Annotated in this window: 25 protein-coding genes; 16 read left to right on the top strand and 9 right to left on the bottom strand. The window is 64.1% G+C overall.

All coding sequences use genetic code 11. From position 1 onward, the window contains the following. Positions 1-3: 3 nt before the first annotated feature. Genes ACVJNE_RS14675 through ACVJNE_RS14660 form a run of 4 tightly spaced genes read left to right on the top strand, consistent with a single transcriptional unit; the run spans position 4 to position 2,971 of the window. The gene (locus ACVJNE_RS14675) at positions 4-333 is read left to right on the top strand and encodes a metalloregulator ArsR/SmtB family transcription factor (RefSeq protein ID WP_368804432.1); all 330 of its coding nucleotides are present in this window, start codon (positions 4-6) and stop codon (positions 331-333) included. Between the two features lie 15 nt (positions 334-348). After that, positions 349-777, top strand: a complete 429-nt coding sequence (locus tag ACVJNE_RS14670; RefSeq protein ID WP_173192124.1) for a YeeE/YedE family protein — start codon at positions 349-351, stop codon at positions 775-777. A 1-nt stretch (position 778) separates the two neighbouring features. Then, positions 779-1,210: a DUF6691 family protein gene (locus ACVJNE_RS14665; RefSeq protein ID WP_499566692.1), complete on the top strand. Its 432-nt coding sequence runs from the start codon at positions 779-781 to the stop codon at positions 1,208-1,210. Between the two features lie 30 nt (positions 1,211-1,240). After that, complete coding sequence (locus tag ACVJNE_RS14660) at positions 1,241-2,971, top strand: SulP family inorganic anion transporter (protein WP_499566690.1); 1,731 nt, start codon at positions 1,241-1,243, stop codon at positions 2,969-2,971. An 83-nt stretch (positions 2,972-3,054) separates the two neighbouring features. Here ACVJNE_RS14660 and ACVJNE_RS14655 read toward each other — a convergent pair whose 3' ends face one another. Continuing rightward, entirely contained in the window at positions 3,055-4,257 is a 1,203-nt protein-coding gene (locus ACVJNE_RS14655; RefSeq protein ID WP_499566688.1) for a multidrug effflux MFS transporter, read from the bottom strand. 150 nt (positions 4,258-4,407) lie between these two features. Between ACVJNE_RS14655 and ACVJNE_RS14650 the strand changes: the two genes are divergently transcribed. The 4 genes from ACVJNE_RS14650 (at position 4,408) to ACVJNE_RS14635 (ending at position 6,143) form a co-directional block, all read left to right on the top strand. Beyond that, positions 4,408-5,055 carry a TetR/AcrR family transcriptional regulator C-terminal domain-containing protein gene (locus tag ACVJNE_RS14650; RefSeq protein WP_499566687.1) on the top strand — a complete coding sequence of 216 codons (648 nt, stop codon included), beginning with the start codon at positions 4,408-4,410 and terminating at the stop codon, positions 5,053-5,055. A gap of 111 nt (positions 5,056-5,166) precedes the next feature. Next, on the top strand, positions 5,167-5,724 hold the full coding sequence (locus ACVJNE_RS14645; protein WP_499566685.1) for an SspB family protein: 558 nt from the start codon (positions 5,167-5,169) through the stop codon (positions 5,722-5,724). Positions 5,725-5,730: 6 nt separating this feature from the next. Further along, a complete protein-coding gene (locus ACVJNE_RS14640) occupies positions 5,731-5,928 on the top strand; it encodes a DUF4169 family protein (RefSeq protein WP_499566683.1) in 198 nt (65 codons plus the stop codon). Next, positions 5,925-6,143 carry a ribbon-helix-helix domain-containing protein gene (locus ACVJNE_RS14635; protein ID WP_173192135.1) on the top strand — a complete coding sequence of 73 codons (219 nt, stop codon included), beginning with the start codon at positions 5,925-5,927 and terminating at the stop codon, positions 6,141-6,143. Before ACVJNE_RS14640 ends, ACVJNE_RS14635 begins: the two co-directional genes overlap by 4 nt. A 26-nt stretch (positions 6,144-6,169) precedes the next feature. Here the strand turns inward: ACVJNE_RS14635 and ACVJNE_RS14630 are convergent, their stop codons facing one another. Both ACVJNE_RS14630 and ACVJNE_RS14625 read right to left on the bottom strand, forming a co-directional pair. After that, the gene (locus ACVJNE_RS14630) at positions 6,170-10,138 is read right to left on the bottom strand and encodes an AsmA family protein (protein ID WP_499566991.1); all 3,969 of its coding nucleotides are present in this window, start codon (positions 10,136-10,138) and stop codon (positions 6,170-6,172) included. Between the two features lie 81 nt (positions 10,139-10,219). Further along, positions 10,220-11,635, bottom strand: a complete 1,416-nt coding sequence (locus tag ACVJNE_RS14625; protein ID WP_499566681.1) for an FAD-binding oxidoreductase — start codon at positions 11,633-11,635, stop codon at positions 10,220-10,222. Between the two features lie 138 nt (positions 11,636-11,773). On the opposite strand from ACVJNE_RS14625, the gene ACVJNE_RS14620 reads away from it, so the two are divergent. Further along, the gene (locus ACVJNE_RS14620; protein WP_499566679.1) at positions 11,774-12,259 is read left to right on the top strand and encodes a thioesterase family protein; all 486 of its coding nucleotides are present in this window, start codon (positions 11,774-11,776) and stop codon (positions 12,257-12,259) included. Positions 12,260-12,429: 170 nt separating this feature from the next. Further along, complete coding sequence (locus ACVJNE_RS14615) at positions 12,430-12,660, top strand: hypothetical protein (protein WP_368804424.1); 231 nt, start codon at positions 12,430-12,432, stop codon at positions 12,658-12,660. A gap of 41 nt (positions 12,661-12,701) precedes the next feature. Here ACVJNE_RS14615 and ACVJNE_RS14610 read toward each other — a convergent pair whose 3' ends face one another. Continuing rightward, a complete protein-coding gene (locus ACVJNE_RS14610; RefSeq protein WP_499566677.1) occupies positions 12,702-13,253 on the bottom strand; it encodes a glyoxalase superfamily protein in 552 nt (183 codons plus the stop codon). A gap of 256 nt (positions 13,254-13,509) precedes the next feature. Between ACVJNE_RS14610 and ACVJNE_RS14605 the strand changes: the two genes are divergently transcribed. Both ACVJNE_RS14605 and ACVJNE_RS14600 read left to right on the top strand, forming a co-directional pair. Further along, positions 13,510-16,164: an ATP-dependent helicase gene (locus ACVJNE_RS14605; RefSeq protein WP_499566675.1), complete on the top strand. Its 2,655-nt coding sequence runs from the start codon at positions 13,510-13,512 to the stop codon at positions 16,162-16,164. A 196-nt stretch (positions 16,165-16,360) separates the two neighbouring features. After that, positions 16,361-17,533 carry a hypothetical protein gene (locus tag ACVJNE_RS14600; RefSeq protein WP_499566673.1) on the top strand — a complete coding sequence of 391 codons (1,173 nt, stop codon included), beginning with the start codon at positions 16,361-16,363 and terminating at the stop codon, positions 17,531-17,533. Between the two features lie 61 nt (positions 17,534-17,594). Here ACVJNE_RS14600 and ACVJNE_RS14595 read toward each other — a convergent pair whose 3' ends face one another. Beyond that, on the bottom strand, positions 17,595-17,891 hold the full coding sequence (locus tag ACVJNE_RS14595; protein ID WP_173192144.1) for a hypothetical protein: 297 nt from the start codon (positions 17,889-17,891) through the stop codon (positions 17,595-17,597). A gap of 198 nt (positions 17,892-18,089) precedes the next feature. Further along, on the bottom strand, positions 18,090-18,713 hold the full coding sequence (locus tag ACVJNE_RS14590; RefSeq protein WP_499566670.1) for a DapH/DapD/GlmU-related protein: 624 nt from the start codon (positions 18,711-18,713) through the stop codon (positions 18,090-18,092). A gap of 141 nt (positions 18,714-18,854) precedes the next feature. Between ACVJNE_RS14590 and ACVJNE_RS14585 the strand changes: the two genes are divergently transcribed. Genes ACVJNE_RS14585 through ACVJNE_RS14575 form a run of 3 tightly spaced genes read left to right on the top strand, consistent with a single transcriptional unit; the run spans position 18,855 to position 20,518 of the window. Continuing rightward, complete coding sequence (locus ACVJNE_RS14585) at positions 18,855-19,013, top strand: hypothetical protein (RefSeq protein WP_368804418.1); 159 nt, start codon at positions 18,855-18,857, stop codon at positions 19,011-19,013. A 42-nt stretch (positions 19,014-19,055) separates the two neighbouring features. Beyond that, entirely contained in the window at positions 19,056-19,631 is a 576-nt protein-coding gene (locus ACVJNE_RS14580; RefSeq protein WP_499566668.1) for an SCO family protein, read from the top strand. Between the two features lie 11 nt (positions 19,632-19,642). Continuing rightward, positions 19,643-20,518, top strand: coding sequence for a 50S ribosomal protein L11 methyltransferase (locus ACVJNE_RS14575; RefSeq protein WP_499566666.1), 876 nt, complete (start codon positions 19,643-19,645; stop codon positions 20,516-20,518). 71 nt (positions 20,519-20,589) lie between these two features. On the opposite strand, the gene ACVJNE_RS14570 is transcribed toward ACVJNE_RS14575, so the two are convergent. Then, complete coding sequence (locus ACVJNE_RS14570) at positions 20,590-20,778, bottom strand: hypothetical protein (RefSeq protein WP_499566665.1); 189 nt, start codon at positions 20,776-20,778, stop codon at positions 20,590-20,592. 225 nt (positions 20,779-21,003) lie between these two features. Between ACVJNE_RS14570 and ACVJNE_RS14565 the strand changes: the two genes are divergently transcribed. Next, entirely contained in the window at positions 21,004-22,830 is a 1,827-nt protein-coding gene (locus ACVJNE_RS14565; protein ID WP_499566663.1) for an aminopeptidase P family protein, read from the top strand. Here the strand turns inward: ACVJNE_RS14565 and ACVJNE_RS14560 are convergent. Together ACVJNE_RS14560 and ACVJNE_RS14555 are read right to left on the bottom strand one after the other, a co-directional pair. Continuing rightward, a complete protein-coding gene (locus tag ACVJNE_RS14560) occupies positions 22,825-23,118 on the bottom strand; it encodes an AzlD family protein (protein ID WP_173192156.1) in 294 nt (97 codons plus the stop codon). The genes ACVJNE_RS14565 and ACVJNE_RS14560 overlap by 6 nt on opposite strands. Then, positions 23,115-23,840, bottom strand: a complete 726-nt coding sequence (locus ACVJNE_RS14555) for an AzlC family ABC transporter permease (protein ID WP_499566661.1) — start codon at positions 23,838-23,840, stop codon at positions 23,115-23,117. The genes ACVJNE_RS14560 and ACVJNE_RS14555 overlap by 4 nt, the downstream gene beginning before the upstream one ends. Positions 23,841-23,925 lie beyond the last annotated feature (85 nt).

Here is a 23,925-nt window from a genome sequence, read left to right as displayed (position 1 = left end):
GCCATGAAACATGAGCTGACGGCCGATACGGCGGAAATGATCGAGAACGCCGGCGAGGCGGCCGAATTCCTCAAGAAATTCGCGCACCCGTCAAGGCTGATGATCGTCTGCGCGCTGGTGGACGGCGAGCGGTCCGTCCGCGACCTGGAAGACACGCTCGGCATCCGCCAGCCCGGCCTTTCGCAACAGATCGCCGAATTGCGCGATGCCGGCTTCATCGTCGGCCGCAAGGAATCGAAGAGCATGTTCTATCGGCTGGCCGACGGCCGTGTGAGCGAGTTCATCGCCATGATGCACCGCATGTTCTGCGAAGTTCCGCAAACCAACCACTGATCCGGGAAAACGGAAATGACTGAATTCACCCCTCTCGCCTCCACCGCAGGCGGCATGATGATCGGCCTGTCGGCCGTTCTGCTGATGCTCTGGGAAGGCCGTATCGCCGGCATCTCGGGTATCGCCGGTCGGCTGCTTCCCCCTTATCTCGACAAGGCCTTTCCGTCTCGGCTGGCCTTTGTTATCGGACTCGTGGCGGCACCGCTGGCAATGATGGCCGTCACCGGCGCACCGGTCGCACAGACCGTCTCGTCGAACATTCCCCTGATGATCGCCGCCGGCCTGCTCGTGGGCTTCGGCTCGGTCTGGGGCAATGGCTGCACCTCGGGCCACGGCGTCTGCGGATTGTCCAGGCTGTCCACCCGCTCGATGGTTGCCACCGCCGTATTCATGACGGTCGCCTTCATCACCGTCTTCGTCGTTCGCCACGTGATCGGAGGCTGACATGTCTTTTCTCGTCAATCTGGCTCTCGGCCTGCTGTTCGGCGCGGGTCTCGTCATCTCCGGCATGTCCGATCCGGCAAAGGTGCTCAATTTCCTGGATCTTGCCGGCACATGGGATCCCTCGCTCGCTTTCGTCATGGGCGGCGCGGTTCTGGTGGCCTTTGTCGGCTATCGGCTTGTTCTGTCGCGCGAGCGGCCGCTCAACGCAGAAAGCTTCCACTTGCCGACGCGTAATGACATCGACCTGCGGGTCACCGCGGGTCCTGCGATCTTCGGCCTCGGCTGGGGCCTCGGCGGCTTCTGCCCCGGACCGGCGCTGACGGCGCTAGGCCTTGGCGCTACAGGGACACTCGCCTTCGTGCCGGCGATGCTTCTCGGCATGTGGGCGGCAAGACTGCTGGCCGATGGCGGCCTCAGGTCGCGCACGGCCTGACGTCGAAATATCCAGCGAAACGACACTCCAATGACGCGCTTTTCGGGATACTTCCCCATCCTTGGCTGGGCCGGTGATTACAACCGGTCGGCTCTGGCCAGCGATCTGGTCGCCGCCATGATCGTGACGGTCATGCTGATTCCGCAGTCGCTGGCCTATGCCATGCTGGCGGGCCTGCCGCCGCAGGTGGGGCTCTATGCATCCGTCCTGCCGCTCGTTGCCTACGCGGTCTTCGGCACCAGCCGCACGCTGGCGGTGGGACCAGTGGCAGTTGTTTCCCTGATGACGGCAACGGCTATCGGCGAAGTGGCGGCACAGGGGACCCAGGCCTACCTTGCCGCGGCCACGCTGCTTGCCCTGATATCTGGAATGGCTCTCATAGCCATGGGCCTTTTCCGGCTTGGCTTCGTCGCGAATTTCCTGAGCCACCCGGTGATTTCGGGTTTCATCACGGCGTCCGCGATCCTCATTGCGGCGGGACAGCTAAAGCACCTGCTCGGCGTCTCCGCCGGCGGCCACACCCTGCCCGAAATTCTCGGCGGCATCGCGGGCGAGCTCGGATCGATAAACCCGTCAACCGTTGCAATCGGTGCTGCCGCGCTGGCCTTTCTGTATTTCGTCCGTCTGCGCCTGAAGCGGCTGCTCATCGGCGCCGGCCTGCGGCCACGCGCCGCCGACATTGTCACGAAGGCGGGACCGGTTGCAGCCGTCGCCGCGACCATCCTGGCTGCTCATCTTCTCGATCTCGGCTCGAGGGGCGTCGCACTGGTCGGTGTCATCCCGCAGGGTCTTCCTGCTCCGGCCTTGCCGGTCTTCGATTTCGAACTGGTGCGGACCCTGGCGGCCCCTGCCCTCCTCATCAGCCTGATCGGCTTTGTCGAATCCGTTTCGGTGGCGCAGACGCTCGCGACCAAGCGCCGGCAGCGCATAATTCCCGACCAGGAACTGATCGGATTGGGTGCGGCAAACATCGCTGCGGCCGTGTCGTCGGGCTATCCGGTCACAGGCGGCTTCGCCCGCTCCGTCGTCAACTTCGACGCGGGTGCCGAAACGCAGGCGGCCGGCATCTTCACCGCCGTCTCGATAGCACTGGCCACGCTGTTCCTCACACCGCTGCTCACCGACCTGCCGCAGGCGACGCTTGCCGCGACCATCATCGTCGCCGTTCTCTCCCTCGTCGATCTCGGCGCGATCCGCCGTGTCTGGATCTATTCGAAGGCTGATTTCTCGGCGATGGCGGCAACGGTTGCCGGCACACTCTTTCTCGGCGTCGAGGTCGGCATCGTCATGGGCGTGGGACTGTCGCTGGTGCTGCATCTCTACCGCACGTCGCGCCCCCATATGGCCGTGGTCGGGCAGGTCGCGGGCACCGAGCATTTTCGCAACATTGAGCGGCATGAGGTCGTCACCTGCCAGGACGTGCTGTCCGTGCGCGTCGACGAAAGCCTTTACTTCGCCAACAGCCGCTACCTGGAAGACCGCATCGCCGAGCTGGTCGCCCAGCGCCCGCAGCTTCGCCACGTCGTGCTGATGTGCTCGGCGGTCAATGCCATCGACGCCTCGGCACTCGAAAGCCTGGAAGAGATCAACCGCCGGCTGCGCGACGGCGGAATCACGTTGCACCTGTCCGAGGTCAAGGGTCCCGTCATGGACCGCCTCAAGCGGTCGCATTTCCTGGAAGAACTCGAAGGCGGCGTGTTCCTCAGCCAGTACGAGGCGATGGCGCAGCTTCAGTGCGAGCGGGAACCCGTGCCTGCCTGAGTTGCAGGACAGGCCTGCACCATTTCTGCAAAAAGAGGGCGCGGCCATGCCGCGCCCTTTTGTTTGGCGGCACCACGCCCGGCCTATTCGGCGGGTTGGCGAATGGGCGAGCGATTGCCCAGCGTGGCCTGCGTGAAGCCCAGCGCGATCACGGCACAGGCCGTGATGCCGATCACCATCGGCAGCGGGGAACCGTCGAAAAACAGCCCCGCTACGGCCATCGCGGCAGCGCCGGTGGCGAAATGCAGCGTTCCCATCAGGGCCGAGGCTGTGCCTGCGATCTCGCCATGCTCTTCCATCGCCAGCACCGAGGTGGTCGGAATCACGAGGCCGAGGAAGCCGTATCCGAAGAACAGGAACGTCGACATCACCCACAGCGACTGCGGGCCGCTGGCCATCACTGCAAGCATGGCAACCATGATCGTCGCATAGGCCGCAACCGCCACCCGCACCACGCGGCGAAGGCCAAATCGCTCGGTGAGCGTTCCGGTAAGCTGCGACATGGCAAAGAAGGCCACGGCGTTCATCGAAAAGAACACGCTGTAGAGCGTCGGCGTCAGCCCGTAGTGGTTGATGAGCACGAAGGACGAATTCGACAGATAGACAAAGAAGCTCGATATGCCGAAGCCGCCGATCAGGCTGAGGCCAACGAACGAACGGTCACGCAGCAGGAGACGATAGCCGGCGATGGTACCCCGGAACGAACTGCCGCCGCACTGCTCCGGCGGTCGGGTCTCATCGAGCGCGCCGATCATCAGCACGATGCCGATGGCCGCAGCAAGCGTCACGGCCCAGAAGATTGCCCGCCAGCCGAAGCTCTCGATGATGATGCTGCCGACCAGCGGCGCCAGGATCGGAGAGATCGAGAAGACCAGCATCAGCAGCGACATCAGGCGCGCGGCCTCGACGCCCGTGTGCAGGTCGCGGACCACGGCGCGCGGTACCACCATGCCGGCCGACGCACCGAGCCCCTGTATGAAGCGGAACGCGATCAGCCAGCTGATATCGACAGCCAGCGCCGCGCCGACGCTGCCGATGGCAAACAGCACGAGGCTGAAATAGAGAGGCGCCTTGCGGCCCATCATGTCCGAGATGGGGCCCACGATGATCTGGGCGAATCCCATCGAGAGAAAGAAGACCAGCAGGCTCATCTGCACGGGCACCGTGCCGGCGCCCAGATCCTCGCCGATCGTCGGCAGTGCCGGCAGATACATGTCGATGGCGAACGGGCCGATGGCCGTCAGCAGGCCGAGCACGAGCGCGAGCCGGATAAAGGAGAATTGCATTGTCTAGCTCTTTCGAAGATGGCGGCGGCAAGCCCGTCGCACCGGGAGGTTGAACGGAAGCGCGGCCTCCCCCCGCTGCAGCCTCCGTCGCGTAAGTCAAGATTTTTAGACAGTGTTGTCTAAATCGTCAACCAGCTCTATATAGAAATCATGCCGCCCGTGATTGCTCCTGACACTCTCCCGCCACGCGGACACGCCGCCAAACGCCACTCCATGATCGAGGCGGCGGCGACCGTCTTCTGCCGCGAGGGCTTTGCCGGAGCCAATATCGACCTGATCGCCGCTGAAGCCGGCGTTTCGAGGCAGACGGTCTACAATCACCACCGCGACAAGGAGAGCCTGCTGGTCGCAGTGGTCCGCGAGATCACTGAACGCTGCAACGCCAGGGCGTTTTCTGTACTGGCTACCTTTCCCGACCACCCGCAGGATCTGCAGGCCGATCTCACCGCATTCGCCATTCGCCTCAACCGCAACTGCCTGTGCGACCGCGACGGCCGCTTCCTGCGGCGCCTGCTGCAGAACGAGGGCGAGCGCTATCCGGAGCTTTTTTCCGACTGGCGTGAGAATGGCCCCGCCCGCGTGTGGGACGCGCTCGCCGCCCGTTTCGCGCGCCTCGCCCATGCCGGCTGGCTGGAGATCGACGATCCGGACGCCGCCGCCCGGCAGTTTCTGGCACTGACCAGCTCTGACCTGCAACTGCCCCTGATATTCGGCGACAAGCTGTCGGAGGACGATCTGGAACAGGCATCGGCCCGCGCGGTACGCATGTTCCTCAGGGCCTACGCCCGCCGAAACTGAACGCTTTCCGAGTTTCCCACTCGCCCGGACGCTGCGTTACGCTATATGCGGTTTACGCGCGCCCCAAGCTTGATTACACCTTTGCCGTTCGATTCAGGGAAACCCGGCCCCATGGCTGACGACCACATCCGTTATGACATCCTCACCCAGGAGGCGCTGCGCGGCGTTATGCGTAAGGTGCTGGGCGAGGTGGCGCGGACCGGCCTGCCGGGCAACCACCATTTCTTCATCACCTTCCTGACCGGCGCGCCCGGTGTCCGGGTCTCCAGTCGGTTGCGTGAACGGTACCCCGAACAGATGACAATCGTGCTTCAGTTTCAGTACTGGGACCTTAAAGTCACCGATTCCGGTTTCGAGGTCGGCCTGTCGTTCTCCGACGTGCCCGAAAAGCTCGAAATCCCCTATTCCGCCGTGCGCGGCTTCTACGATCCCTCGGTCAATTTCGAGCTCGAATTCTACGTCGAGCAGCCGGCCGAAGACGAAGCCGGTGCAGAGGAAGCGCCGGCTACGGAGGCAGCCGAACCGCCTGTCGCGGTGATCGGCGGCAAGAAGGCGGAGAAAAAGCGCAAGGAGCCCGAGCCTGTAGCGGGCGACGAAGGCGCGGAGGAAGACAAGGAACCGGCGAAATCGGCCGATGTCGTTTCTCTGGACGCGTTCCGCAAGAAATAAATCCCGATGGCCGAGATCGTCAGCCTCCGCATGGCCCGCAAACAAAAGGCGCGCCGCGAGAAGGAACGAGCAGCCGAGGAAAACCGCATCCGTCACGGCAGAACGAAGGCGGAGCGTCAAGCGAACGAGGCAATCGGCCAGCGGGAAGAGGCCGCACACGAAGCGCATCGTCGTGAACCACCCAGGCCGGACGGCCAGCGGTGACTTCGGTTGTCAAACGGTCGGTGTCGATCAGAGGTCATCGCACCAGCTTCTCGATCGAGCAGCCTTTTTACGACGAACTGCACAGCATCGCCGACAAGCGCGGCTTGCCGCTTGCGCGCCTCGTCGGCGAGATAGACGAAGCGAGACCGCGCAGCACCAACCTCTCATCCGCATTGCGGCTGTTCGTGCTCGAAGCCGTCAGGGCGCGAGCCTGAACCGCGATTGAATCGGGTTGTCAGCGCTACTCGTCGAACAGCCGCATCAGCCCATCGACCGAGAGATTTCCTTCCGAAAACACGCCCGGCGTTGCGCTTGGCTGCTCGGGCTGTGCGCGCGGAGCCGGTCGGGGCGTTACATCGACAACCGGCGGCGGCTGAAGCGGTTGTCGCTCGATGCTATCGGGATCGGCCGGCGCGGGCGCCGTCTCGCGCGCGCCCAGCAAGGCCTCGACCTCGCTGCGCAACCGCTCGTGTTCTGCACGCCGGCGGTCTTCCGCCTCGCTCCGTGATTGCTCTTCCAGGCGCCGACGTTCGGCTTCCTCTTCCTGCCGCCTTGCTTCCTCGTCAGCGCGACGCTGCGCTTCGGCTTCCTCTGCGGCACGACGTTGTTCCTCGGCGGCCCGCTCCAGCTCTTGCGCCCGCAGCGCTTCTTCTTCCGCTGCCCGCTTGTCAGCTTCCTCGTCGAGTAGCCGCAGCTCGCGGGCTCGCCGCTCGGCTTCCTCGGCATCGCGGCGGGCTTCTTCGGCGGCGCGGTCGCGCTCTTGCGAAAGCGCCGCGTAGTAACGCACCTCGCGGCGGTGGCGCTGCTTTTCGAGCAACGCCGCCTGCATCGCCTCAACCCGCTGCTGCTCCCGCTCCAGCGCGCGCTGGGTCAGAAATTGCGCCAGCGGCTCGGTGTCGACCGTAACGCCTATATCGCCCAGCGGTCCGGCAGCAACGAAACGCACCGCGGGGTCGGATCCGACCAGCGCCTCGACGCCCGGCTTGAAGGTGAGCGTCGCCTCCGCGCCAACAGTTTGCGCGCCGATGTCGGCGCGAACTTCTCCTGCAAATGTGGCTTCGTCCGTCTCCAGCCTGAGCGGCGGGGCGCGCACCGCGCCGCTGGCAACGGTGAAGGCGAGGTCGGCGCGGGGCGCGCGGAACGTTCCCTGCCGCACCATATCCGTCGCGAAACCGGCAACCGCGGCCGCATCGATCTCCGGTCCGATCCTGTCGGCCTGCTCCAGCAGCGCTGCGAACACCTGCGGCGCGACCCCTTCGATGGCGACTTCGTTCACGGTCACCGTCCCTGAACCTGCCAGAGCGGAAATGACCGCATCCACCGACTTGCCGCTGGCTGTCAGCGTTGCCGTCAGGTCCGCGGTGCCCTCGAGCCCGGTATCGCCGAGAATGTTGGCGATACCGGCACCTTCCAGCTTCAACTGACCGGAAAGAAGACCTGTTCCGCCATCATTCTTGAAATCGAGCAGTCCGGACATGGTCCCGCCATAAACAGTCGCCCGGGCGTCGGACAGCGCAACGCCGTCCGTGCCGATCCGGAGTGTCATTCGCGCATCGTCCGCCTGGGCGAGCCAGCCGGCATGCAGGCGCTCGACCGCGAGTTCGAGTTCGGCTGTTAGCGGGGTCGCCACACGCTGTGCGAACGGCGCGGACGGCCAGCTTTCGCCATCACCCTCAAGTGCTGCAGCCCCTGTTGCCAGTTCCGCGACGGAGGCAAGATCGAACGACTGCAGCGCTAGCGAGCCCGTCAGGTGGGGTAGCCCGTCGCGCATCTGCGCGTTGACATCGCCGCCCACCTTGGAGCCGGCAATATCGCCGCCGATACCAGAAAGGACGAAGACCCCGCCATCAACATCCAGCTTAGACGACATGTCCACCGGCAGGCCCATCGCGCCACCGGGCAGAACGATGCCTCCGGTGACAAGCCAGGGCTCCAGATCCTCCGCAGTCACCGTCAGGTCGCCGGATGCCGAAAGTCCCTTTTCGCTAGCGCCCGACTGTCCCTCGAAGACCAGCTCCAACCCGTCGCCGGTAAAGGCAAGGCGGGTGGGACCGCCCTCCTCCGGAACGCCGTTGAAACGCAACGATACCTCACCGGCACCGACTAGGCCCAAAGGCAGCACCGTAAGGCCTGCATGGGCGTAGAGCGCCTGGGCATCCTCGTTTCGCGCCGTCAGCTCCAGCGCCATCGGCATACGCTCCAGCGCTTGCCGCAAGTCGCGCGCCGATGCCGTCAGCGAAAATTCCGTGCCGCCCGCTTCCCCTGTGGCGCTCAATGCCAGGCCGTTGGTGCCATCGCCGCTTGCGGCCGAACTTGTGACGATGCGGATCGACGCGTCCTCGAGCAGGCCGGGGAACGACGCCGCGCGCCGAGCCATCTCCGAGGCAATGCGGCTTTCCGGAAAGCGCTCGGTCAGCGCCGCAGCCAGCGGCTCAAGGTCTGCGGCAATCACTGTCGCATCGAGATTGCCGGCCGGATCTGTCTCAAAATCCTTGATCGAGCCGGTCGCGCTGATATTGGCGCCCGCAAGCCCGCCGACCGACAGCCGGTCAATCTCCAGTCGGCCGTCCCTGAGCCGCAACGCGGTATCCAGCGTTTCGGCCGTCATGCCCGCGGCCGTCACAGGCCCGGCCTCGATCTCGAAGGTGAGATCGCGGTCGGCAAGGCGCGTGCGACCGCCATCGCTGACGAAGAGCGAGGCAAACGCGGTCATGCCTTCCACATCCAGCCTGTCACCGTCGAGGCGCAACGTCATCGACGGCTTCTGGCCGACGGGTGTCAGACTGTCGATCTCGCCGCGGAACTTGGCATCGCCAAGCACCAGTTCGAGATCGCGAAAGAGCTGGCGTTCACGGTTGAGCTTCACCTGTGCGCTGAAGCCTGCTGCCGGCAGCCGCCGGATGGCTTCGTCGACGTCCCGTGCAAGCCAGGCCGCGAAACCGGAAGGCTGGCCGACGGCAAGGAGCAGCGAGCCCTCGAAATCCAGCTCGTCGCCGACGACGAGGTCGCCGCTGGCCTCCAGAGTCGCGCGGCCCGGCAAAGTCGCGCCCAGTGAACCGACCGCCCAGCCGGCCTCCGAAGGCTCGGCAGAAAGATGCACGTCGCGGATCGTCGTGTCGCCAGCGACGATGGCCGGCAGCTTGACGGCGATCCGCCCGGGGATCTGAGGCCGGGGCATATCGAGCAGGAACTCGTGCAGCGCTGTCAGCCGTTGCTCGAGGTCAATGCCGGCCGCGCTTTCCGCGCCCGCTGCATCCTCGAACCTGATCTGAGCACCATCGGCGGTGATGTCGAAGCGCGGTTCGGCGCCGAGCGCGAACCGGGCAGAACCCTCCGCCGTGTAAGGGTCCTCCAACGGTCCGGTCGCGAACCGGAACGTCTCGATGTCGAGCGCTTCGTGATCGAAGTCGAAGTCGCCGGTGACGCGATAGGCCGGTGGCGGCGGCGCGCCTGCGTCGCTTTGCTCGGCAATCTGCCCGGCGGCGTTGAGCTTGAACTCGCCCGCGTAGTGCAAACCGCTGTCGGCGATGCGAACGCTGCCATCGGCCTCGAGAGAAAGCGGGTAGCGCTCCGGATTGGCGACGAGCCGCATCCGCATGCGGCCGTCTGCATCGACTGAGCCTGTCGAGGCCGAAAGCGCCGTGCGCATCCCGTCTAGCCGCATGGAGCCTTCCATGCGCCAGGGGCCCGTCAGCGCGCGCGCCGACACGTCGGCGTTGATCTCGGTCAGGCTGTGCGTGCGGCCGCTTGCGGCGTGGCGCACATCCACCCTGCCCTCCGTGATCGTCAGCTTTTCAAGGGAGATGTTGCTCGCATCGACAGGCGACGACGGGCGCACCGACCAGTCGACCGTTCCGTCCTCGGCGACCGCAATCGTCGCCGAGGGCCTCACCAGCCGCATGTCGAAGATGTGAAGCTCGCCGCGCATGAAAGGCGCCAGTTCGGCGTCCATCGAGAAAGTCTCGACCGTCATTGCCTCATCGCCGGGTTCGACACCTGCAACGACGACATCGGCGAATGTGACGGACGGGAACGGCAGCAGCCGCGCGCTGACGCTTCCCTCCACCTTCACCTCGCGCCCGAGGATACGGCTTGCTTCACGTTCGAAATCGGCGCGGTAACTGGTCCAGTCGACGAAGTAGGGCAACACCAGCGCCGCAGTCAGCACCAGTACGATCAACCCTCCTATGGCGACGAATAATCGGGCCAGTCTCTTTCTCCCGCCGGATTCCCTAAGCCGCAGTGCAGTTTAGCTGCATTACGGTGTCGATAAAGTGGCGACCTGGCGATGCTAGGCGCGCAACGGCAGCACCTTGCCCGGATTCATGATGTTGTCCGGGTCGAGCGCCTGCTTAATCGAACGCATGAAATCGACGCCCGCACCAAGTTCGTGCGGCAGGAAGGCGATCTTGCCCTGTCCCACCCCGTGCTCGCCGGTGCAGGTGCCGTCCATTGCGATCGCGCGCATGTTGAGGCGTGCCACGAAGGCTTCCGTCGCTTCGATCTGCTTCGGGTCGTCGCGGTCCATCAGCACCATGACGTGGAAGTTGCCGTCTCCGACATGCCCCACGATGGGTGCAATCAGTCCAGAACGCGCTATGTCTTCCTCGGTCTCGTTGATGCATTCGGCAAGTCGCGAGATCGGCACGCAGACATCGGTCGACAGGGAGGTCGCGCCGGGCTTCAGCGAAAGGCCGGCCCAATAGGCTTCGTGCCGCGCCTTCCAGAGCTTCGTCCGCTCCTCGGCTACGTTGGTCCACTGGAACGAACCGCCGCCGAACTCCGCAGCGATCTCGCCGAACGTCTCCGCCTGCTCGCGGACACCTGCGTCCGTGCCATGGAATTCCAGGAACAGGCAGGGCGTCTCGGGATAGTCGAGCTTTGCGTAGCTGTTGAGGGCCCGCATGCACAGCGCGTTGACCAGCTCGATGCGCGCCACCGGCACGCCCATCTGGATTGTGGTGATGACAGCGTTGCAGGCCGCATCGACCGACGGGAACGGGCAGACCCCGCCCGAGATCGCCTGCGGGATGCCGTAGAGCTTCAGCGTCAACCCGGTGATGACGCCCAGAGTCCCTTCGGAGCCGATGAGCAGCCGGGTGAGGTCGTAGCCGGCCGACGACTTGCGCGCCCGTTTGGCCGTGGTGATCGCCCGCCCGTCGGCCATGACCGCAGTCAGCGAAAGCACGTTCTCCCGCATCGTGCCGTAGCGTACAGCGTTGGTGCCGGAGGCACGGGTGGAGGCCATGCCGCCGAGGCTGGCATTGGCGCCGGGATCGATCGGGAAGAACAGGCCGGTGTCACGCAGATAGGTGTTGAGCTCCTCGCGCGTGACGCCGGGCTCGATGGTGCAGTCGAGATCCTCGGCATGCACGGCCAGCACCTTGTTCATCTGCATCAGGTCGATGCAGATGCCGCCACCGGGCGCGTTGACATGGCCTTCGAGCGACGTGCCGGTCCCGAACGGGATGACCGGCACGCGATGCTCACCGCAGACCCGCACGATCTCCTGCACTTCCTCGGTCGAATGCGGAAACACCACGCCGTCGGGAAGCTGTGAGGGAATGTAGGTAGTGGTGTGCGCATGCTGGCCGCGAATCGCATGGCCCGTCTGGAAGCGCTCGCCGAAGCGCTGCTTGAGGATGCCGACGACGGCTGCGCTACCGGCATCGTTGCGCGCAACGGGTTGCAGATCGGCAAGGGCCATGAACTTTCCTCCGTGGATGGGCGACCGTCGACCTTGTCTCCGTACGCCCTTTGGTCTTCTCTGTCGGCAGCATGCAAATGGCGTGGCCTTTGTCCAGCGATCCGGACACGGCCTCGCCCCAAACGACAGGAATAAGCAATGGCCAGTCCCGCCCCTTTCGTCTCGCGCGTTCTCGAGGTCGAGAAGGACTGGATCGATTATAACGGCCACATGAACATGGCCTACTACAACGTCCTGTTCGACCGTTGCGCCGACGAAGCCTTCGAACTGCTGGGCATGGGGCCGAAATATGCAGGCGAGCGGCGACTGACAACCTACACCGCAGAGATCCACGTCTGCTACGTCCGCGAACTGCACCTCGGCGACAAGGTCACCTCCACCTTCCAGATGCTCGACCACGACGAGAAGCGCTTTCACGTTTTCCAGGAACTGCATCACGCCGACGGTTGGCTCGCCGCGACATCGGAAGTGCTTACGCTGCATATCGACATGAGCGGCCCCAAAGTCTGCCCCTTCCCGCCAGATGTTCTTGCCAACATCGAGGCGATGCGAGCCGCACATGCGAACCTGCCGGTCCCGGAGCGCGCGGGCCGCTCGATCGGCATCCGCCGCAAGGCCGGCTGACGCCACCGGAACACGCCGAGACGCCGTTAGGCAACGATTAACCCTGACGGCCTTTGCACAGCTTCATCCCCTCACCCGCCTTGATCGTGCGCCGGACACTTCCACAATCGGAGGCAGGGGCGACTCACAACGGCGCGAGTCCGACGGGGAATGGTCGGAGAAGAGAAATCATGCACGACGGCATCACCGGCGACGTGGCCCACTTTGCTTGCGCGGTGGCGCTGGATGAAGCCTACACCGATCACGATCTGCGGCGCGCCCAGAGATTGGTGGAGCAAGAACTCCAAGACATCCGGCGACTGCGCCAGCCGATCCCCATCGACGTCATCTATGCGCGTCGCATTCTGATGGAGGCCCGCCATCTGCGCGCCAGGCGGGACGAGCCCGACACCGCATACTGACGGGCGCCGGACAGCCGGCACCCGCCAATGTGGATTTCCCGTCAGCCTGCCTGACGTTCAATGAACCGCATGCGGTTGTTGAATGGGTCGATGACCGTAACCTCGAGGCCCCACTCCTGCTTCTCGAGCCCCGGCCGCATGTAGCGGTAGTCCTTGGCGAGGAGTTCGGCATGGAAGGCGCGAATGCCCTCCATGTAGATGACCATGTTGCCGCCAGGCGTGGCATCGCCGGCATGTTCCGAAAGATGCAGCTTCAGATCGCCGCGCGATACCTGCGTGTAGAGCGGAAAATTCTCCCCGAACCGGTGTTCCCAGTCCACCGAGAAGCCGAGGAAGTCGAGATAGAACTCGTGCGCCTTGGTCACGTCGAAGATACGCACGATCGGAATTGCCTGTTCGTAGGCGATCGCATCCGGCTTTGTCGCCGTCCCTTCGCCTTCGGCAATTTTGGCAGATAGAATATTCCACGTATCGAGCCCGAACTGACGGGCCACGATTTCCAGTGCCTCGCTGTGCTGTATATCCAGCTTCCGCTCGGCAAGCGCCTCGCGCATGGCTTTCGCCATGGCCTTGGCATCGCGGTAGGTGCGCATGATTTCCGGTCCTTTTCAGCCGGCGATTGGCTTCATCAGTGTCCGCATTGCCGATGCCTTCGCCGGATGGAAAACCGGATTGGAAGGTTTTTAGAGATGTTCGCCAGACCCTTGCGGGCGCGGACTGCGGGCCATCTCCAGCCCGCGACAACGATAGCGCGACCCGGCATTCCCGCCAAGGGTTCGAAAGCCTCATCTTGCATGAACGTTACGGGAACGCTGGTCTTTCGCCCCCGAATCACTACATTCCCGTGAGATGTCCGGATTTCCCGACGATATTCCTTTCTTCGACGAGGACGATGCGCCGCGCTCGAAGGGTCAGGCTGCCGCGCCACCTGCCGGCGGCGGCATCGCCGCGCGTGCCATGGCCGCGCGCTCGGCCCATCGCGCGCCCGACTATCTGACCGGGCTGAACCCAGAGCAGCGTCTTGCGGTCGAGACCACGGAAGGCCCGGTCCTCGTGCTGGCAGGTGCCGGCACCGGCAAGACCCGCGTGCTCACCACCCGCATCGCGCATATCCTCGCCACCGGCCGCGCCTGGCCGAGCCAGATCCTCGCCGTCACCTTTACCAACAAGGCCGCGCGCGAGATGAAGCAGCGCATCGGCGCGCTGGTCGGTGAAGCGGTGGAAGGCATGCCGTGGCTGGGTACGTTCCACTCCATCGGCGTCAAGCTTCTGCGCCGTCATGCCGAACTGGCAGGGCTGCGCTCGGACTTCACGATCCTCGACACCGATGATGTCATTCGCCTAATCAAGCAGTTGATCCAGGCCGAGGGGCTGGACGACAAGCGCTGGCCGGCGCGCCAGTTCGCGCAGATGATCGACGGCTGGAAGAACAAGGGCCTCGGCCCCGAGGAGATCGCAGAAGGCGACGCCCGAGCCTTCGCAAATGGCAAGGGCCGCGAGCTTTACAGAGCTTACCAGGACCGGCTCCACACGCTGAACGCCTGCGATTTCGGCGACCTGCTGTGCCACCCGATCCGCATCTTCCGCCAGCACCCCGACGTGCTGCGCGAATATCACGCCAAGTTCAAATACATCCTGGTCGACGAGTATCAGGACACCAACACCGCCCAGTATATGTGGCTGCGGCTGCTCGCCCAGAGGCCTGAGACAAAACGCGGTGCTGCCGTGCCGGCCGAAGGCCGCAAGGATGACCGTCCGTCCGAGCCGATGCAAGGCCCCCGCGGAGGGCCAGCGCCGTCAGGCGCGGAGCGGCCCGTGAGCGAGAACAGACCGACCCAACAGATCAATATCTGTTGTGTAGGCGACGACGATCAGTCGATCTACGGCTGGCGCGGCGCCGAGGTCGACAACATCCTGCGCTTCGAAAAGGACTTTCCGGGCGCGGCCGTCATCCGGCTTGAACGCAACTACCGCTCCACCGCGCATATCCTCGGCGCGGCCTCCCACCTGATCGCGCATAACGAAGGGCGGCTGGGCAAGACGCTGTTCACCGAAAAGGCCGATGCCGACGACGCCAAGGTAATGGTTCACGCGGCTTGGGATTCGGAAGAAGAAGCCCGCGCGGTCGGCGAGGAAATCGAGGCGCTTCAGCGCCGGCAACATAAGCTCAACGACATGGCGATCCTGGTCCGCGCCTCCTTCCAGATGCGCGAATTCGAGGACCGCTTCGTCACGCTGGGCCTGAACTACCGCGTCATCGGCGGTCCGCGCTTCTACGAACGGCAGGAAATCCGCGACGCGATGGCCTATTTCCGCGTCGTGGCCCAGGGTGCCGACGACCTCGCCTTCGAGCGCATCGTCAACGTACCCAAGCGGGGGCTGGGCGAAGCCGCCATCCGCCAGGTTCACGACACCTCCCGGGCCTTGCGCGTGCCGATGCTGGAGGCCGCCACCAAGCTCGCCGAAAGCGACGAGATGAAGCCCAAGCCGCGCGCGGCGCTCCGCGAGGTCGCGGCCAACTTCGCGCGCTGGCAGGGCCTGCTCGACAACACACCGCATACCGAACTCGCCGAAACCATCCTCGAAGAGTCCGGCTACACGGAAATGTGGAAGAACGACCGCTCGGCTGAAGCGCCGGGCCGGCTCGAAAACCTCAAGGAGCTGATCCGCTCCATGGAGGAATATGAATCGCTGCGCGGTTTCCTGGAGCATGTCGCCCTGGTCATGGATTCCGAGCAGAACGAGGAGATGGATGCCGTCAATATCATGACGCTGCATTCAGCCAAGGGGCTCGAATTCGACACGGTGTTCCTGCCGGGCTGGGAGGAAGGCCTGTTTCCGCACCAGCGCGCGCTGGATGAAGGCGGCCGCTCGGGGTTGGAGGAAGAGCGGCGCCTCGCCTATGTCGGCCTGACCCGCGCCAAGAAGAACCTGCACCTCTGGTTCACCTCCAACAGGCGCATTCACGGCCTTTGGCAGTCGACCATCCCATCGCGATTCCTAGACGAATTGCCGGAAGCCCATGTCGAGGTGGCCGAGACCGGCTCGTCTTATGGCGGCTACGGCACGGGCAGCTTCGGTGAGCGGCAGGCGGGGCGACAAAACCCCTACGGCGCGTCGCGCTTCGACAATGTCGGCCAGAGCGGCTCCTTCTCCAACACCTACGCAACGCCGGGCTGGCAGCGCGCGCAGCAGAACCGCACTGAAGCGACCGACCGCAACTGGGGTTCGCGCTCGGGCCACTCGGTCGAGCGGATCGGCTATGGCGAGGTGGATTCCGGCTACGGAGCCGGCCGCACCAGCGTGAAGGGCCGCACCATCGAAGGCGAACTCGTCGCCAAGTCGGTCTCGGACTCCCCTTCCGCGTTCAAAGTGGGCGACCGGGTGTTCCACCAGAAGTTCGGAAACGGCAACATCGCTGCGATCGAAGGCAACAAGCTGACCATCGACTTCGACAAGGCGGGCCAGAAACGCGTGCTGGACGGCTTCGTAAGCGCGGCCTGACCTGGGTTACGAGCACAACCACATACACCCAAAAAGTGCAGAAGATTTTTCTTAAACTTTTGCGAGCGTCGGCGTAATCTCCGTCGTGCAGGCAATGGTGCCTGTACCTTCCGCTTCCGGGCGGTTTACCTCCGGGCCCCTTCCGTCACACCCACCCCCGCGGCGGAAGGGGCGCCTTCGCGCTCGGGAGGTTATAGTGCGTCTCATCCGGCCGATCACGATTGCGTCTGCCGCATTGGGGCTCATGACGGTGGACGCCAGCGCGGGCGAGAACGCGGCTTCGCCGAAGCTCACGTTCACGCTCGCGCGCCACCACACGACGAACGCACTTGATGGGCCGCTGGCACTGGCCGACTGGTACACGGAGCTGCGCGGCGCGCTGGAGCACACCGTCGCCCACGATCTCGGCTCCACCAAACTCACGGCCGATATGGAGCTCCGTCGCTTCGATACTTACGATTTCGAAGACGACGCGACCTTCGGCATCGGCGCCGAGACCACCGCAAGGGTATCCGACACGCTCGAACTTCGAGGCAGCCTGTCGATAAGAACGTTTTCTGACGGCGACGATTTCGCGGTCGAGGATTTCATCCTTGGCACGCGCACGCGAAAGACTGTGCTGGTCGGGGCAGTTCAGGCTGGTCGGCTCGTCGCTCCCGCTACCGTGCTTGTGCTTGAAGCCGCCGCCGCACGCGAATTCGCGGGCCGAACCCGTTTTCAGGACGACCTGCTGCTTCCGGCAGCGCTCGACCCGGATCGTGATCGGCTGCGCCTCGGCGCGACGCTAACGCGGACCAAAGGGCCGATCAGCTACGGCGCATCGATGACGACGGGGCTTCGCCGGACCCATGCGTTGGATCCGCTTTCCGAATTGCTTTTGCTCGAGCATGCCGTGAAGCTCCACGGCGCACACACATTCGAAAACAAGGCCAGCATTTCCGCAGCCTTGGGCTTCGAGGTGCTGCAACTGCCCGACAATGGGTTCAGCGAAATACGCCCGGTGCTCGAAGTCACCGGTGCGACCCCTTTGCCGGCCGGCTTTTCGCTGCGCGGCAAGCTGCGTGCCGGCTATGACACGACGTCGACTGACGATCCCGTTGCGGTATGGGTGCGTCGCGCCGAGGCAGAACTGGGCTATCAGGCCACACCGTCGATCTTGTTCTCGACAGGCATATTCGACGAGCGCCGCGACAATCTCGCCATCGGCAACCGGGAAATGCTGTACGGCCTCTACGGCGAGGCTGCATGGCAAGCCAACGAAAACCTGAACTTGGTGCTCCGCGTCGACCTGAAGCGCCACCGGATAACGCTCTACGACATTGAGAAGCGCACGGTCGACGTGCAGCTCGCCGCAACCAGAAAGCTATAGCGGCCTTCATATCGCAAAAGAGGAGGCAGGAGACGATCCCCTGCCCCCAAAAAGGCGCGGCCTAGCGCCGATGTCCGCGGCGATTGCGTTCGGGCGCGGTAATCACATTGTTGAGCAGGCCGGTTCCGTTGCCGAGGATGCCCAGTCCGAGATTGTTGCCGGACAGGATCGGCGAGTTGTTGAGGATGCCGATTCCCCTCAGCACGTTGAGGTCACCGGTGCGAACCGTCGGCGAGACGTTGATGAGCCCGCTCGACTGGTTGTTGCCCCGGCTCCCGCCCCAACCGCCGGCTTCGGCCGAGACGGAGGCGAACGAGCAAACGAGTGCAACGGTAGCAAATGCGGTGAACTTCTTCATGACACTTCTCCCTTGTCTTGAAGTCCCTCCGCTTCCTTCGGCCTATCTCCGAAAACAAGAAAGCCACTTATGCGCGAGAAATACAACCAGTAAGTGCATCAATTCTTTAACGACGCCTACAAATGATCTGTTATCGATAACCGGTATGGTTACTACATAAAATACAAATCAAATTTTATCTTGATGGGCGAAAGAATATCAGCCGCCCCACCGAGCAAGGAAAGCTTCGGCATCCATTGCCTGCATATCCGGCACAGCCTCGGCCAGCTTCTCGGCGGGCCAGTCCCACCAGGCCAGGGCCTGCAGCCGGGCCGATATCTCCGGTTCGAAACGCATCCTGATCCGCTTCGCCGGCACCCCGGCAACGATCTCGTACGCGGACACGTCCCGGGTAACCACCGCATTGGCGCCAATGACGGCGCCGTCGCCGATGGTCACGCCCGGCATGACCACCGCCCCGTGGCCGATCCAGACGTCATTGCCGATCGTCACGGGCCGCGCCCGCCTGCGCTCGCGAAAGTCCTGATCGACGCCGAGATAGTTGAAATACTCGTTCGGCCGGTATGTGACCTTGTGCGTTGTGATACGCTCCAGCGGATGTTCGAGCGCGTTGAGGCGCACATTGGCCGCAATCGAGCAGAACTTGCCGATCCTCGTGTAGATCGCCTCACCGTGACGCTCGAAATAGGAATAGTCGCCCACGGAGACCTCCCTAAGGATCACGCGTTCGGCGACCGCAACATAACGGCCAAGCCGACACCCTTTCAGCTCTGCCGTGGTGTGAATGCGCGGGTCGGAATCCTTGGGAAGACTTGGAGCCATGACAAAGCCATTAGCGCGCGCCCTCGCGCGGCTCAATCCTTCACACGCAGCCTTACCGCTTCAGATCATAGTTCCGTGAGCCATCCGTTCGCGGCAAGTTGACATCTTTCGCGCATCGGGCGGAGGGAGTATCACACGCATATGTCTGGTTTCAGTCATCCCTTCGTGCGCCCCGCGGCGCTCGCGCTGGCCGCTGTCGCACTCGCGGCGGCGATGGGCCTTGCTTTCGCGGGCTGGCTGGAGCACGCCCCGGCAATCTTCATGGCATTGGTCGAATCGGGCCTTGCCTGGTGTTTCTGACCCGGCGCACGGCCAGACCAACTCTCAGGGACTTCAATCATCATGATGCGATCGATCCTCGTCGGCATACTCCTGATCATGGTGGCCGGCGTCGGCTGGCTGGCCTTCGACTGGTATCGCGGCCAGAATGCCGGTGAGGCCTACGGCGCCCCCTTCACCCTCGTCGACCAGGACGGCGCAGAGATCACCGAAGCAGCGTTCCGCGGCACGCCGAGTGCCGTCTTCTTCGGCTTCACCCACTGCCCGGAAGTCTGCCCGACGACGCTTTTTGAGCTCGACGGCTGGCTGAAGCAGCTCGGCGACGAAGGCAAGGACATCAACGCCTTCTTCGTGACGGTCGACCCCGAGCGCGACACGCCTGAAGTGATCGGTTCCTACGTCACGAACGTCTCGGACCGCATCACCGGCATCTCCGGGGAGCCCGAGAAGGTGCTGGCGATGGTGAAGTCATTCGGCATCTACTGGAAGAAGGTCGACCTGGAGAACGGTGACTACACGATGGATCACACGGCGTCCGTGATGCTGCTCGATCGCGCCGGCGACTTTGCCGGAACCATTGCCTATGGCGAGAACCCCGAGAACGCGATCGCGAAACTCAAGCGCCTGGCGGCGGGCTGAGACTGCTCGCCGTGGCCCAGACACGCCTGCATTTCATCGCCACGCGACCGGAGTCGACCACGCTTTTCAGCTTGCTGGAACACGAATTCGAGGATGACGGCCTCGCCCTTGCCGTCTTCGAGATCGACGAAGCGGAGGAGACGGAGGAAATCTCCGTTTATACGGACGCCGCCAACGCGGGCGACATCGAAAATCGCATCCGCATCGCCGCCGGTGTCCCGGGCGCATCTCTCGAGATCGCGCACGAAGAACTGCTTGACATCGACTGGGTCACCAAGTCGCTGGAGGGCCTGAAGCCGGTCCGTGCCGGCCGCTTCCTGATCCATGGCGCGCATGACCGCAACAGGCGCCGCATCGGCGATCTGGCGATCGAGATCGAGGCAGGCCTTGCATTCGGCACCGGCCATCACGGCACCACCGCCGGCTGCCTTGAAATGCTTCATCGGGTGGCGCGTCGTGAGGCGCCGCGCAACGCTCTGGATCTGGGAACGGGTAGCGCCGTGCTGGCGATCGCACTGGCGAAACTGTCGCGTATTCCCGTGCTCGCGACCGATATAGACGCGGTTGCCACCAAAGTGGCCGCGCAGAACGTACGGCTGAACGGCGTTTCAACCTATGTCGAAACCGTAACTGCCGCCGGCTTTCAGGACCCCATCTTTTCCGCGCGCGGTCCTTTCGATCTCATTGTGGCGAACATTCTGGCGCGACCGCTGATGCGGCTTGCACCGCAGATGGCGACCTTTGTCACACCCGGCGGCTCGCTGGTCCTGTCGGGCATTCTGGATCGCCAGCGCGACGCGGTGGTCGCAGCCTACGCCGGCCAGCGCTTCCGCCACGTGCGAACGACCCACCGCGAAGGGTGGGTTACGATCCACCTGAAACGATAATCGCTCAACGAAAAAAGGCGGCCCGTCAGGACCGCCTTCTTCATGTTCCGTGCGGCGTCGCCCCACGCGGCTCAGAACAGATAAGAAACTCCACCGGTGCGCTTGAGCTCGGCGCGGCTGTAGCCGCTGGCCTTCAGCGTGTCGTCGTCCAGCGCCAGCAGCGCGTTCGCGACATAGCGCTTGGCCTGCTGTTCACGGGCAGCCACCATCGCGTCGAGTGCAGTACGGAAAAAACCACGCTTTGCAGGGTTGTGTCCCATTTTCACGTCTCCTGTCAGTTACGTTGTTCCTCCGCGCTTTGAAAGGTAAGGATTACTGACCTAAACCACCAGAGACGTTTCCGCATGGGAACCATGCGTTTTTGCAAGTGCGAAGAGATTTGCTGCATCGCACACATGGCAGGCGCCGTCAGCCTCCCGAACGCGTTGCAACCGCTCTGCCACGCGGATAGACCTTTGCAGCGGCACAGCTAAGCGAGGAAAGCCATGTTCCAGTCATTCGATCCGCGCACCGATCCGAGCCAAGGCATCGCCAGGGTCGCGCAATTGCGTGAAAAGCTCTCAGACGCTGGGCTGGACGGTTTTCTTGTGCCGCGCGCCGATGAGCACCAGGGCGAATATGTCGCTGCATCTTCCGAGCGTTTGCAATGGCTGACCGGCTTCACCGGTTCCGCCGGCGCCGCGCTCGTGCTGGCATCGCGCGCGATCCTGTTTGTCGACGGTCGCTACACGCTTCAGGCGCGCGCGCAGGTCGATGCGGCGACCTTCGACATCGACAGCCTGGTGGAGAACCCACCGGCCAAATGGCTTGAGGCGAATGCCCGCGCCGGCATGAAGATCGGCTTCGACCCCTGGCTTCACACGGTGGCCGAAGCTGAAGCCTTGCGCAAAGCGCTGGACAAGGCCGGCGCGACGCTCGTGCCTGTGCAAGGCAACCTCGTCGATGCGATCTGGTCGGACCGGCCGGCGCCGCCGGCCGAAAAGGTCGAGATCCAGCCGATCGGCTTTGCCGGCGAACTGGCGAAGGACAAGATCGACCGCCTAGCCGAAACCCTGCGCAAGGACGGCGCGAGCCACGCCGTGCTGACGGACCCGTCCTCGCTTGCCTGGGCATTCAATATCCGCGGGCGCGACGTGCCGCACACCCCGCTGGCGCTGGGCTTTGCCATTATTGCCGCCGAGGGTCTGCCGAAGCTCTTTTTGGCGCACCAAAAGCTGACAATCGAAACCGAGGCCTATCTGACTCAGCTCGCCGACATTCTGGACCCGCAAATGCTGGAAGGCGAACTCGCCCGGATCGCCGCATCAGGCGGCAAGGTCGCGCTCGACCCGGCGCTCGCCGCGGAGCGCCTGCGCCTCATCGTCGAAGAAAACGGCGGCACGGCTCTTTCCCTGCCCGATTCGGCGCGACTGCCGCGCGCGATCAAGAACGAGGCCGAGCTGCAGGGCAGCCGCGCCGCCCACCGGCGCGACGGTGCGGCCATGGCGAAATTCCTGTGCTGGCTTGATACGCAGAAAGCCGGCTCTGTCGACGAAATCCAGGCCGTCCAGGCACTGGAAGGGTTCCGCGCAACCACCGGCGCGGACGTGCAGATGCCGCTGCGCGACATCTCATTCGACACAATCTCGGGCGCGGGGCCGAACGGCGCGATCATCCACTATCGCGTGACGACGAAGACCAACCGCACACTTGGCGACGGCGAACTCTACCTCGTCGATTCCGGCGGCCAGTACCAGGACGGCACCACCGACATCACCCGCACGATCGCAATCGGCGCTCCGACCGAAGAGATGCGCGAACGCTACACGATCGTGCTGAAAGGCCTGATCGCCCTGTCGATGCTGCGCTTCCCGCCCGGCACCCGCGGCATGGACGTCGACCCGATCGCGCGTCAGGCACACTGGAATGCCGGCATCGACTACGCCCACGGCACCGGCCACGGCGTCGGCGCGTTCCTCTCCGTGCACGAGGGGCCGCAGCGCATCGCCAAGACGGGCACGGAAAAGCTGCAGGCCGGAATGATCCTTTCCAACGAGCCCGGCTATTACAAGGAAGGCGGCTACGGCATCAGGCTCGAGAACCTGATCGTTGTCACGGAACCGGAGCCGATCCCCGCCGGCGACATCGCGATGCACGGCTTCGAGACGCTGACGCTGGCACCCTTCGACCGCCGGCTGATCGCAACCGACATGCTCTCGCCTGCCGAGCGCAGCTGGCTCGACGCCTATCATACGCGCGTGTTGAAGGAGATCGGCCCGATGGTGGATGGCGAGGTGCTTGCGTGGCTGGAGGCTGCTACGGCTGCCCTATAGCGTGTTGCGCAGCACGATCAGCACGACCGCGCCTGCGACGAACATCGCCGACAGACTGCCACGCAACGCAACCACCCCGGCAACCACGAGGGCGGCCCATTCCGCCGGACCGCCGGTGGTGGCGACCGGCGCGACCAGTGTCGTCAGCACCGCAGCCGGCACCGCGTTTAATCCAGCCTCGACACGCGGGTGAACGCGATCGAACCGCGACAGCACCAGATGGCCGCCAATGCGCGATATGTAGGTTGCGAGCGCGCCGGCCAGGATGATCCAGATCGTGGTGCTCATGCGCCCGTGCCCTCCCCGCTCGGCGGCATCATGGCCGCCAGTGCGATGCCGGCAGCGGCACCGATGGACACATGCCAGGGCGAGCCGACGAAATAGTAGGCGGCAATGGAAGCTGCGGCACTGACGCTGACCACGGGCAGCCAGAGCGGCCGCTTGCGAAAGTCCATCACCAGACCGAGGAAATAGATCGGCAGGAGAAAATCGAGGCCAAGCGCATGCGGATTGGGTATCAGGCTGCCGAACGCCGCGCCGAGCCCGGCCTCGATCACCCAGCAGACATAGATCGGTGTGGCCATGCCCATATACCAGGCGAACGAGAGCCGACCCCTCAGGCTCTGTTTCTCGCCCTCGGCATATTGCGGATCGACGAGGAAGAAGAAGCCGAACGCGCGTTGCGCCGACGTCCAGTGCGTTACTTTGCGGCCAAGGGCCGCCGAATAGAGCACGTGCCGGAAATTAACCGCGAAAATCGACAGCACGATGAGCCACGGCGCGATCGTCTGCCCGAACAGTTCGAGCCCGACCATCTGGCTGGCGCCGGCATAGACGGTGGCGCTCATCAGCACCGCTTCGCCGAGTGTCATCCCGTTCTGGATGGCAAGCGCCCCGAACAGCAGGCCGAAAGGCGCAGAGGCGAGCACCACCGGCAGCCCCCGGCGCGCGCCGTCGAGAAAATCGCTTCTGGGGCTGAATTTCTGCCCGGTCGTTTCGGCAATGGACATGTAGCCTCGCTCAGGTGACGCGTATTTAGGTCAGCACCGCTGGCCTGTCACATGAATTCGCTTGAACCAATCAGCCACAAAAAAC

The organism is Mesorhizobium sp. DxT (assembly GCF_058448885.1).
This window is presented reverse-complemented; position numbering and strand designations above follow the sequence as displayed.